This window comes from Bradyrhizobium stylosanthis (assembly GCF_001641335.1).
Lineage (GTDB): Bacteria > Pseudomonadota > Alphaproteobacteria > Rhizobiales > Xanthobacteraceae > Bradyrhizobium > Bradyrhizobium stylosanthis.
Genome location: NZ_LVEM01000004.1, coordinates 883,236 through 895,081 on the forward strand (window position 1 = coordinate 883,236; position 11,846 = coordinate 895,081).

At 65.4% G+C, this 11,846-nt stretch carries 10 protein-coding genes; 1 reads left to right on the forward strand and 9 read right to left on the reverse strand.

The window, feature by feature from the left end:
• Positions 1 to 695: 695 nt before the first annotated feature.
• Positions 696 to 2,285: an EAL domain-containing protein gene (locus A7X65_RS30545; RefSeq protein WP_063692278.1), complete on the forward strand. Its 1,590-nt coding sequence runs from the start codon at positions 696 to 698 to the stop codon at positions 2,283 to 2,285.
• Between the two features lie 51 nt (positions 2,286 to 2,336).
• Here A7X65_RS30545 and A7X65_RS30550 read toward each other — a convergent pair whose 3' ends face one another.
• From A7X65_RS30550 to A7X65_RS30590, 9 genes are all read right to left on the reverse strand, one after another.
• Positions 2,337 to 2,765 carry a CHRD domain-containing protein gene (locus tag A7X65_RS30550; RefSeq protein WP_063692279.1) on the reverse strand — a complete coding sequence of 143 codons (429 nt, stop codon included), beginning with the start codon at positions 2,763 to 2,765 and terminating at the stop codon, positions 2,337 to 2,339.
• Between the two features lie 119 nt (positions 2,766 to 2,884).
• Entirely contained in the window at positions 2,885 to 3,169 is a 285-nt protein-coding gene (locus A7X65_RS30555; RefSeq protein WP_063692281.1) for a hypothetical protein, read from the reverse strand.
• 124 nt (positions 3,170 to 3,293) lie between these two features.
• Positions 3,294 to 3,740 carry a hypothetical protein gene (locus A7X65_RS30560; protein ID WP_063692282.1) on the reverse strand — a complete coding sequence of 149 codons (447 nt, stop codon included), beginning with the start codon at positions 3,738 to 3,740 and terminating at the stop codon, positions 3,294 to 3,296.
• 152 nt (positions 3,741 to 3,892) lie between these two features.
• Positions 3,893 to 5,620 carry a hypothetical protein gene (locus A7X65_RS30565; RefSeq protein WP_063692283.1) on the reverse strand — a complete coding sequence of 576 codons (1,728 nt, stop codon included), beginning with the start codon at positions 5,618 to 5,620 and terminating at the stop codon, positions 3,893 to 3,895.
• Between the two features lie 5 nt (positions 5,621 to 5,625).
• On the reverse strand, positions 5,626 to 6,717 hold the full coding sequence (locus A7X65_RS30570; RefSeq protein WP_063692284.1) for a protein-glutamate methylesterase/protein-glutamine glutaminase: 1,092 nt from the start codon (positions 6,715 to 6,717) through the stop codon (positions 5,626 to 5,628).
• Positions 6,718 to 6,733: 16 nt separating this feature from the next.
• A complete protein-coding gene (locus tag A7X65_RS30575; RefSeq protein ID WP_063692285.1) occupies positions 6,734 to 7,588 on the reverse strand; it encodes a CheR family methyltransferase in 855 nt (284 codons plus the stop codon).
• Between the two features lie 129 nt (positions 7,589 to 7,717).
• A complete protein-coding gene (locus A7X65_RS30580; protein WP_063692287.1) occupies positions 7,718 to 9,517 on the reverse strand; it encodes a methyl-accepting chemotaxis protein in 1,800 nt (599 codons plus the stop codon).
• Positions 9,518 to 9,571: 54 nt separating this feature from the next.
• Complete coding sequence (locus A7X65_RS30585; protein WP_063692289.1) at positions 9,572 to 10,060, reverse strand: chemotaxis protein CheW; 489 nt, start codon at positions 10,058 to 10,060, stop codon at positions 9,572 to 9,574.
• A 64-nt stretch (positions 10,061 to 10,124) separates the two neighbouring features.
• Positions 10,125 to 11,822 (reverse strand): methyl-accepting chemotaxis protein, encoded by a 1,698-nt coding sequence (locus A7X65_RS30590; RefSeq protein ID WP_063692290.1) that lies wholly within the window; start codon positions 11,820 to 11,822, stop codon positions 10,125 to 10,127.
• Positions 11,823 to 11,846 lie beyond the last annotated feature (24 nt).

Here is an 11,846-nt window from a genome sequence, read left to right on the forward strand (position 1 = left end):
ACTGTTCGCAATATAGTGGAAATTGAACGTCAGCCAAGACTAAACCTTGGCCATGGAATAGCGCGCGCTGGATAACGAAGCGGCAAGTCAAGCAAAGACGAGACCGGCACGGGCTTTCGAGCGAGTCGCATCAATGCGCTTGCTCTTCGCAAGAAGCCGCGCCGTCCTCGCCGGACTGGCGGCGACGAGTGCCTTCCGCTTCGATTGCTGATTCTTCGCGGAATGGGAATGCATCGACCGTTTGATCCGGCGGCCTCGTTTCATCGATGACCAGAATATGTGCAGGACGATCGCCTGCCCTTTCCGCAAAGCGCGGAACCCGCGCCCACGCCCAGCATTGTCTGCGACAGGAATGCGGGAAGCAGAGTCATGACAAGCTCTTTCCTGATCGCGATCTCAGTCTGGTTCGGAATCAACATTCTGTTCGTGATCGTTCGGCTATGGGTCACGAGACCCGAGAGGTGGCAGCTACGCGATACCGGCGCGAGCCGACTCGGTGTCATCCATGTGAAATCCCGACTGCATCGCCACGTCTAGGGCCGCGCCGATGCGCGAGCGCGGGAGGGACCGTGGGAACCGGCCCCCGACCGGCTGTAAACCCTGGTCCACGCAACCGGAGCATTCTGGTCTAAACCTTATCTTAGCGCCTCCCCAGTTAGGCTTCGGGTCATCCTTTCTTAACCGGTAAGGCCGGGATGACGTCGGCACGGCCGAAATTCGCGATGGCGGCGCTCGTGTTTGCGAGCATGGCCGCATTCGCCCTTGCCGGTCACATCGCCACGACGCGCTTCATCCAGGACCAGCAGGCGCACCATCTCGACGAGCTGACTGAGGTCGTGCTGCGCCGGTCCGAATTCGCAGTCGACTTCGCCGCAGCGAGCCTCGACGAACTCGCGGGCCGCGGGCTCGCCACCTGCGATCCGGCCTCGCTCCAGGCCATCCGCCTCCACGTGTATCAGCGTTCCGCGGTGAAGGACGTCCGCCTCGTCAATTCGGACGGCTCGGTGATCTGCTCGGCCTATTCCGAGACGCTCGAGTTCGACAAGGGCTGGGTCGAGCGCGACGACATGCTCGCCTCTCGCGATTCCAGGCTGATGCTGTTCCGTGTCGAGCAGTTCGGGGGCGACGCGCTCGGCGTGCTCAGGGACATCGGCAGGAACAAGGCGCTGGTCGCCATCCTCGGCGTCAATGCCAGCCTGTTCGACATCATGCCGGCCGAGCTGCGGGCACATAGCGAGGTGGTGCTGGCGCTCAACAACGGCGCACAGCTCGGCGAATTCATCCTCGACGCCGGCAAGCCCATGCCCCATCCAGTCGAGTTCGCCAAGAGCTCGACGCGTTATCCTCTGCGCACGGTCATCCGCATCGACAGGACGGCGCTCTCGACCTGGAACAACGAGGCCTACTGGCCCGCGATGGCCGTCGCCCTTGCGCTGGGCCTTCTGTTCGGCATCCTGCTGTCGCGCAGCCGCCGCATGGAGGGACCCGTCGCCGATCTCGATCGCGGCCTGGCGCGCGGCGAGTTCATGCCGTTTTTCCAACCGATCTTCGATCTCGGAACCGGCCGGATCAAGGGCTGCGAGATTCTCGCACGCTGGCTGCGCGAGGACGGCTCGATCGTTCCGCCGATGAACTTCATTCCGCTGGCGGAGTCCAGCGGACGCATCGAGGCCATGACCTGGCAGATTCTCGGCCGCGCGCTGGCCGACCTCCATCCGCATCTCAGGTCCGACAAGGAATTCAAGCTGTCGTTCAACGTCGTGCCAAAGCACCTCCTGAGTGCCGGCTTTGTCGAGACCCTGCGCAGCGTCGTCACCGCGGCAAAGGTCTCGGCACGGCAGGTCATGGTCGAGGTGACCGAGCGCGACGAGCTCGACGATCTCGGGCGCGCCGCGGCCGTGGTGCGCGAGCTGCGCGATTACGGTTTCCGCGTCGCCATCGACGACGTCGGCGTCGGCCACAGCGGGCTTTCACGGCTGAAGGAGCTGGGCGCCAACACCATCAAGATCGACAAGTTCTTCGTCGACACCATCACGGTGGACGCGTCGACCACGACGATCGTGGAGATGCTGGTGGCGCTCGCCAGGGATTTCCAGATGACGGTGGTCGCCGAGGGAATCGAGACCGAGGAGCAGGTTCGCGCCCTGATCTCCTGCGGTGTCGAGGAAGGCCAGGGTTATCTCGTCGCAGCGCCCCTGCCCTTCGCCAGGTTCAACGCGCTGCTGGCCTCGCGTGCCGCGACGGTAGCCACAGCTCCGGTCGACGACGCTGTTCTGGTGGCCTGAGCGCATCGCCGGCCCGACTTCGGCCAGCCTGCCGCGGGTCGGATCGCCCGCCTACTTCGTCATCTGGCCGCGCAGCTCCCCGCCGGGATTGGCTCCCGTATGGATGTTCGCGTACCATTTGCCTTCCAGAAGATCCGTCGCCTGCGTCTCGGTGAGAGTCGCCGTGCCCTGGATCGGGCTTTGCGCCGACTTGAACGGGAGTGCGATGCCGGCATTCTTGCCGGGCTCGCTCGGCCCATGGAAATGCGCGCCCAGCGCAGGGCCGCTGAGGCCGGAATAGGTGACTGTGTACGTCAGAACCTTCGTCGCGGTATCGAACGCCGCCTCCGCCTTGCCAGAACCGGCGCTGGCGTTGGGCGGCACTTCATTGCTGCCCCTAAGCTCCGCCTGCAATTTGATCACTTCGGCGGTGGCGGCTGTCGCGAGGCCAAGCGGGAGCGCAAAGACAATCGCGCCCGCAAGGTACAGGGCCTTCTTCATGGCATTCCTCCCAGCCGTGACGTCCCGGATCCGGTGTAGAACACCGGGGATCACGTCAAATTCCGGCTGGGCGATTATGCCTGATTCGAAAAGATACGGCTGTTGGCCAAACGGCGGACTTACGCCACCCCGCGCCTGAGGCTCTCCTGTTCGGCCGCGAGAATGCCCGACATCTGCCGATGGGTTTCGCGAAGCGCCGCGACCGCATCATCCAGCGCGGAATCGGTGTCTCGAATGGTCTCGAAGAACCGGCCCATCAATGCGGGGGTCAGCTTGACGCGGGTGTTCCCGTCGCGGCTCTTGCGGCGGTCGAGCGACAGCTGCAGCGCCTGCTGCCGTGCTTCCGCAGCGGTGCAGCCGTTGAGTGTCGCGAGTTCGTCATATGTCATCCAGATCTGAGGCATGTCCCTGTCCGCCTTTTGTTATGGCCTCAACCTAGAGGCCAGCTCTGAAAGCAGGGTTGCTGCAGTGCAGTCTCACGATGTTTTCGCGGCAACAGCGTCAATGCAAAGCTAAGGCGCCGGCGCCTCAGGACAGGGGAGTCTTGGTCGGCGTGAAGGAAGGGCGCGGCCGGCTACGGCTGTCGAGGCCCTTCGGCAATTTGTCGGCATTGAGCCTCACGACCGCGCCGCGGGCGTCGGAGGCCGGCGCATCTTCCTGGCTGTAGATCAGCGTCGCCTCGAACTTCACGTCCGGTGCTTCCCGGGCCGTTCCCGAGCAGGTCGCCACCAGACCGTTGCACACGCCGGAGAGAGCAACCTCGACCTCGTCCGGCCCGAACACGTTCGCCGGGCCATCGGAGTGGCGGTTCACGGTCAAGACCGCCGAGAAGTGCTTCTCATCGACGCGATACGAGCCGCCATAGGTGAAGAAGCTGTCGCTGCCCGAAATCCGACCGTCGGTGAGGTCCACCTGGCCGGTGCCCTGACCACGCGGGGTCCTGAACCAGGCAGCATATTTGCCGTCTCTCAACATACGGAATTTCTCGCCGCGAAATTGACGAGGTATTTGCAACCAACTCTGGGGCGCGACAATGACCAAAGCGCCGACGCTCACGGCAAGGTTAACGCCCTGAAAACCCAATCTGTCGAATTGCCGCCGGCGCGCGAGGCGACGCCGGCGCGGCGTCAAAACAGTTCGATGCCGTCATCCGCGGCCTCGACCGCCTCGACGCGCCGCGTGGTGGCGATCGATGCGAGCCCGAGTGTCTGCAGGAATTCACGATGGACGTCCCGCTCACGCTCCATCGTGTAACGCGCAAACAGCGCATCGAGCATGGCCTCGTCCTGCGCTTGCGGCTGCGGCCGCTGTGCGCCCGCGCTCGCAGTTTCGAGGCGCGCGGCAACCGCGGGCAGGGTTGCGGAGCCTTCGCCGAGCCTGGTCATCAGGCCTTCTGCCGAATTCATCAGGCCTTCGAATTCGGCGCCTTCGTCGACGAGCCGGCTCATCAGCTTGCCGAGCCGTTCGTTGCCGGCCTCGACCTCGCGCAGCGCCTGGAGGATCTGCGGCTCAAGCTCCGCGAGCTGCGTGGGATCGCCCTGCACGCGCAGCTCCTTCAGCTCCTTTGCCGAGCGCTCGATGCCGTCGAGCACCGGCCGCAGCCGGCCGGCGCCCGCCGAGACCTGGTCGGCGGTCGCCTTGAGCTCGTTGGCGATCACAACGAAGGCGCTGCCGCGGCTGCCGAGATGGCTCGCCTTGAGGCCGGCATTCATGCCGATCAGCGTGATGTCGACGGTGGCCTCGGCAAGCCCCGCGATCGCCTGGCGAAACTTCGTCAACGTGTCCTCGACGATCGCAAGCGCCTCGTCCACGGAACGGCCCGCACCCTCGCAGGTCGAGATCAACGTCGAGGCATGTGCCAGCGTCTGCTTGATGCGCGCCAGGAACGACGACGAGCCGCCCTCCTCACCGCCGAACAGCGTGCGGCCATGGCCGACAACGCTGCCTGCGTCATTCAGGATCGCCGTCAGTGACCGGACGATCTGACTGATGTCGCCGCCGAACTCGCGCTGGGCGTCCCTGAGCAGGGCCGCCTGCAACTGACAAATGGCACGCGCGCCGTCATCGCTGGCGACCGGCTCGGGCACGAGGCTCGGGGCCGATCCCGACGCAAGGGCGAGGCCATGACAGACATGCTCGAGACGCTGGCGCGTGCTGTCGCCGGCCTGAAGCGAGATGATCGCGCTGCCGACCGCCTCGGCGATCTTTTTGGTGCTGGTGCTTGCGAGGTCGGCGAGATGGCTGCTCTTGCTGCGCTGCTCGCGCAGCCCGCTATAGGCCGCGCCGAGCTCGGCGCTCTCCGAGACCAGCTGATTGCGGTAACGGCTCTCGAATTCCTTCTGCCGGCTGGAGGCCGTGGCGACGGCGTCCGACAGGCGCTGCTGATCTCTCCCGCACTCCTCGAGCGAGCGCTGCACGGCCTTGCCGAGATCGTAGGCTTCCTGGGTGAAGGCGAGAAAGCCCTCGCGATCGCCGTCGAGCGAGGCCGCCTCGATCCGCGCACTGCGCGCGATGATGGTGATCATCTGGATATGCTTGAACAGCGGCTTGAGCAGCGAGGAAGCCTCGGCCGTGCTCGTGCCGATCGTCGCGAGCAAGGCGCTCTCGGCCGGCAGCGCCTGCGCCAGCTCACCGAGCCGCGCGGCGATCTCCTGCAATGCGGTCGCGGCGCCCTCGATCTCGGCGCCCGAAAGCTCCCCGGAGAGCGTCGCGAGGCCCTGGTTCAATTCCCCAAAGATGATGTGGCCGCGGCCAAGCTCTTGACCGACCCGCGCGAAAACGTCCTCGATGCGCGAGGAGACGTCCTCGATCGCCGCGATCGCCTCGGTGAGCGTGTTGGGTGGAAGGGCGGACATCGCGCTCAACCTGCCATCACGGTATGCCCGGCCTGGTACCAGAGCATGATCTCGCGCGGAATATTGTGCAGCGACACGACCTTCTCGACGCCGCCATGGGCGATGGCTTCCTTGGGCATGCCGAACACCACGCAGCTCTCTTCGTCCTGCGCCCGTGTCGAGGCACCGAGCTTGCGCATCTCCAGCATGCCGCGCGCGCCGTCATCGCCCATGCCGGTCATGATGACGCCGAGCGCATTGGCGCCGGCATGCTGCGCCGCCGAGCGGAACAGCACGTCGACGGACGGGCGATGCCGCGACACTGGCGGGCCGTCCTTGATCGCGATCTGATAGCGCAGGCCGATGCGCTGCAGCAGCATGTGACGGGCGCCCGGCGCGATATAGGCGCAGCCCGGCAGCACTGGCTCGCCGTCCTCGGCCTCCTTGACCCGGATCTGGCAGACACTGTCGAGGCGCCTGGCAAACGCCGCGGTGAAACCCGCCGGCATGTGCTGGACGATGACGATGGGCGGACAATGCGCCGGCAGCATTTCCAGGACGTCGTTCAACGCTTCGGTGCCGCCTGTCGAGGCGCCGATGCAGACGATGCGTTCCGTGGTCGGCCGGACCTTGCCCTGCACCGGCGGCGGGATGATGGCGTCGGCCGTCAGCTTCCTCTCGATCACGCGACGTTCCGCGCGCGGGCGGACCCGCGCACGCGCCGCCGATTTGACCGCCTCGCGCAGTCGCGTGGAGCATTCGAACAGGGCCTGGCGCGTGTCGATCTTCGGCTTCGGCACGATGTCGACCGCGCCCGCCTCGAACGCCTCGAACATCACGTGGGAGCCCTCCTCGGTCAGCGAGGAGCAGATGATCACCGGAATCGGACGCTGCGCCATGATCTTGCGCAGGAAGGTCATGCCGTCCATGCGCGGCATTTCGAGATCGAGGATGATGACGTCGGGCAGTTCCTTCTCGAGGCGCTTGGCCGCGACGAAGGGATCGGAGGCCGTCGCCATCACCTCGATATCGGGATCTTCGCAGAGGATCGTCTGAAGGATTTGGCGCACCGACGCCGAATCGTCCACGATCAGCACGCGAACTTTCTCCCTCGGCATTGTGGTTGCGCTCCGGCTAGACCTGGAAAATGGTTGGCTGAACTTGCTTCAAGCCCGGCACTGCACTGTGAATCATCGATTCCGAATGTCCGACCAGCAGATAGCCGCCCGGCCGCAAATGGTTGCACAATTGCTCGATCACCTTGCGCTGCGTCTCCCGCTCGAAATAGATCAGGACGTTGCGGCAGAAGATGATGTCGACGTCGCGATCGACGGGATAGGACGCATCCATGAGGTTCATCCGCATGAAATGCGTCATGCGCCGCAGCTCCGGCACCACCCGCACCTCGCCGCGCAACTTGTCCCGCGACGACAGGAAATATCGCTTCACGAAGTTCTCGGGCACCGGCGACAGCACGTCGCGGGTGTAGATCGCGGTCTTGGCGAGGCGCAGCACCGCGGTCGAGATGTCGGTCCCGAGAATACGGTATTGAAACCGCGAGCCGCTCCGCGTCATGTCGTCCAGCACCATCGCGGTGGTATAGGCTTCCATGCCGGTGGAGCTCGCCGAGCTCCAGACCTTCAGGTTCGCGCTCCGGCGGCCATGCGATTTGAGCAAGGCGGGGACGGCGACCTCCCGCATGAAGGTGAAGTGCTGGGGTTCGCGGAAGAAGTCGGTCTTGTTGGTCGTCACCACATCGATCAGATGGGTGAGCTCGGTGTCGAAATGGTCGGCCTCGAACAGGTTGTCGACATATTCGTTGAGGTCGGAGAAATTCAACGCGCGCACGCGCTTGTGCAACCGCCCCTCCAGCATCAGCCGCTTGCCCTGCGGCAGCTTGATGCCGACCTGGCCCTCGATCAGTTCGGCGATGGTCCGGAAGTGGCGGTCCGACAGATGCACGGCCGTATCCTGCATGGCGGGCATCATGGCTGCGCGCCCCGGTCCATGGCCGGCTGCACTGAATGTCGGGCCATACGGGCCATCTGCAATCCTACACGTTTACGCAATGACTGAAGGCAGACCGGCCCCCAAAGGGGGGCCGGTCTCTTAAGAGGCTCAGCGCTGGAAGTCGGCGTCGCGGTCGTCCTCGCCGTCGTTCATGTCGAAGGCGAAGCCGCCGCCACCGGCAGCCTTCACGGCGCGCGCAGGCTTTGCCATCGGCTTCTTGGCCGGGCGCTCGGCCGCCGCCATGGTCGCCGCCTTCGCGCGCAACTGGGTCACAGCGCGGTCGATCGGCGCGGCCTGGCTCTTGCCCTGCTCGATACGGAAATAGGCGATGGTCGACTGCAGCTGCTCGGCCTGCGAGGCGAGCTCTTCCGAGGTCGAGGACACCTGCTCGGAGGCGCTGGCGTTCTGCTGGCCGACCTTGTCGAGCTGCTGGATTGCCTGGTTGATCTGCGCCGAACCGACGTCCTGCTCGCGGCAGGCCGCCGTGATCTCCTCGACGAGCTCGGCGGTCCGCTTGATGTCGGGGACGAGCTTGGAGAGCATGCTGCCCGCCTCCTGCGCCACCTTCACGGTGTCGGCCGAGAGCGTGCCGATTTCGGCCGCGGCCGCCTGGCTCCGCTCCGCGAGCTTGCGTACCTCGGAGGCGACCACCGCAAAGCCCTTGCCATGCTCGCCGGCCCGCGCGGCCTCGACCGCCGCGTTGAGCGCGAGCAGGTCGGTCTGGCGTGCGATCTCCTGCACGATGGTGATCTTCTCGGCGATGGTCTGCATCGCGTTGACGGCGCGGCCGACCGCGGCGCCGCTGGCCTCGGCGTCCTTGGCCGACTGCGCGGCGATCTTCTCGGTCTGGTTGGCGTTGTCGGCGTTCTGCTTCACGTTCGATGCCATCTCCTCCATCGAGGAGGAAGCTTCCTCGGCGGACGAAGCCTGCTCGGTCGCGCCCTGCGAGAGCTGCTCGGCACTAGCGGACAGCTCCTGGCTGCCAGCGGAGACGTTCTGCGCCGCGGTCAGGGCTTCCGACACGATCTGGCGAAGCTTCTCCACCATGCGCTCGAGCGCCAGGCCAAGCGTGTCCTTGTCCGACAGCGGCTTGGCCTCGACCGTGAGATCGCCCTGCGCGATTTGATTGGCGAGCGCCGCCGTCGCATTGAGGTTCACCGTCATCCCATTCAGCGACTTGATGAGATCGCCGATCTCGTCGTTGCTGGAGGACCCGATCTTGTGACTGAGATCGCCGATCGCCACCGCATCGGCAAGGCCGACGGCCTGCGCCAGCGCCCGGCTGATGTTGAGCGCGATCCAGGTTGCCGCGATCGCGGCGATCAGGAGCGAGGCGATGACCAGGCTCATCAGGATGAGTTCGGCGCGGGCGCCGTCCTGCTTGGCCTGCTCGGCCTGCTCGGCCATGTTCTTCTTGACGTTCTTGATGTAGCCGTCGGCCGCCTCGATCGCGTCCGCAACGACCTTGCGGCCGTCGTGCATGGAGCGATCCAGCGCCTGAGGCTTGTCGGCCTTCGCAAGCCTGACGGTCTCGTCCTGATAGGCGTTCAGCCTGGCGAACGCGGCGTTGAAGCTGTCCATCAGCTTCTTGCCGCTTTCGCTGGCCGCGGCGTAGATCTCGTCCTTGGACTTGGCGACCGCTTCGCGGTTCTTGATCAGATCGGCCCGGAACTGCTCCCACTCGGCGTCGGACGACGCCAGGATCGAATTCTTCTCCGAGCGGACGAGGAACAGGATGCCCTCTTTCAGCTCGGCGGCCTTTTCCATCCGGCCCGCGCGGCTGACCAGCAGCTCGGTGGTGGCGACCATGTCGGCCAGCTTCAAATAGCCGACCGCGCCGGCGATCATGGACAGCAGGATGACGACGCCGAATGCGCTGGCAAGCTTGGCTTTGACGGTGAATCTCATGTCAGTCTCGTTGGTTCGAATTGGGGTGCTACGCTTGATCACGCACAGGCAAACTCAGGCAGCGCGGGATGAATCCGCGGCCGTATTACGTCCCTCAGGGATCTCGTCATTCGCCATCAGCTTGGCGAGATCGAAGATCACGACGAATTTCTCGCCCTTGCGGCCGATGCCGGCGGCATAGTCGGACTGCCATTTGCCGCCGACCTCGGGGATGGGCTCGATCGCCTGCTCGTCGATGTCGGTGACCTCGAACACGCAATCGGCGACGAAGCCGACGCCGACCAGGCGGTCCTTCATCGGCACGTCGAGGATGATGATGCGCGTCGCCTCGGTCGCCGCCACGCTGGGTAGGCCGAGCTTGGTCCGGAGATCGACGATCGGATAGCCGGCTCCGCGCACGTCGATCATGCCGAGCAGGAAGTTCGGTGCATGCGGCAGCCGCGAGATCGGCCGCATGTCGAGGATTTCGCGGACGTTGCGGATGCTGATGCCGAACGTCTCGCCGGCGAGCCCGAGCGTCAGATATTGCGAGGTTGCGGCCATGATGCAGTCCAGAGGTCTCGGGGTTAGGAAACGAGGACGGTCCGGCGCGAGCCGGACCGTTTGATCAGCGTTGAAACTCGGCGTCGCGGTCGTCTTCGCCGTCATGCATGTCGAAGGCGAAACCGCCGCCGCCGGCAACCTTCATCGCGCGTGCCGGCTTGCGGACGGGCATGGGCTTTTTCGCGCCGCGATCCGCCGCCGCCATGTGCGCGGCCTTGGCGCGCAGCTGGGTGACGGCACGATCGATCGGCGCAGGCGCGGCGCGCTCTTGCCGGCCGGTATGTTCGATGCGGAAGAACGAGATGGTCGACTGCAACTGCTCGGCCTGCGAGGCGAGCTCCTCCGAGGTCGAGGACACCTGTTCGGAGGCGCTGGCGTTCTGCTGGCCGACCTTGTCGAGCTGCTGGATCGCCTGGTTGATCTGCGCCGAGCCGACGTCCTGCTCGCGGCAGGCGGCGGTGATCTCCTGGACCAGCTCGGCCGTCTTCTTGATGTCGGGGACCAGCTTGGAGAGCATGTCGCCGGCTTCCTGCGCGACCTTCACGGTCTCGGTCGACAGCGTGCCGATGTCGGCCGCCGCCGCCTGGCTGCGCTCGGCGAGCTTGCGCACCTCGGAGGCAACCACGGCAAAGCCCTTGCCGTGCTCGCCGGCGCGCGCGGCCTCGACCGCCGCGTTGAGCGCCAGCAGGTCGGTCTGGCGTGCGATCTCCTGCACGATGGTGATCTTCTCGGCGATGGTCTGCATGGCCTGGACGGCGCGGCCCACGGCGACGCCGCTCGCTTCGGCATCCTGGGCCGATCGCGCTGCGATCTTCTCGGTCTGGTTGGCGTTGTCGGCGTTCTGCTTCACGTTCGAGGCCATCTCCTCCATCGAGGAGGAGGCTTCCTCGGCGGACGAAGCCTGCTCGGTCGCGCCCTGCGACAGCTGCTCGGCACTCGCGGACAGCTCCTGGCTGCCGGCGGAGACGTTGCTGGCCGCGGTGAGCGCCTCCTCGACGACCTGCCGAAGCTTGTCCACCATCATGTTCAGCGATTTGACGAGATCGCCGATCTCGTCATTGCTCGAGACGTCGATCGTCTGGCTGAGATCGCCGCTTGCCACTGCACCGGCGAGACCGACCGCGCGGCCGAGACCACGGGCGATGCTGATCGAAATCCAGATCGCGGCGATCAGGCCGATCGCGAGCGATGCCACGACGGCCGACACCAGCAACATGTGGGAGCGATTGCCGTCCTCGTGCGCCTGGGCGGCCTGGTCGGCCATGTTCTTCTTGACGTTGGCGACGTACGCGCCGGCGGCTTCCATGGCCTCGCCGACGGCCTTGCGAACCTCGGTCATCGAGCGCTCGGCGGCTTTCGCCTTGTCGGTCCGGGCGGTCTTCAGCGCTTCATCCTGAACCGCATTCATCCGCGTATAGGCGGCGCCGAAGTTCTCGATCAGCTTCTTGCCTTCGGACGAAGCCGCCGCGTGGATCTCTTCCTTCAGCTTGAGAAGCGTTTCGCGCTGCTTGGCGATCTCGGCGAGGAAACGATCCGCGTCGCCCTCGGGAGCCATGATGAGATTCTTCTCGGCGCGAACCTGGATCAGGATGCCCTTCTCGATTTCCGCCGCACGGTCCATCCGGCCCGCACGCGACACCAGGCTGTCGGCGGTGTCGATCATCTCGCTCAGCTTCACATAAGCGAGACCGCCCGCCGCCATCGAGAGCAGCAGGACCACGCCGAACGCGCTGGCAAGTTTTGCCTTGACCGTAAATCTCATTTCCAGCCCCTACCCCAGTCTCGC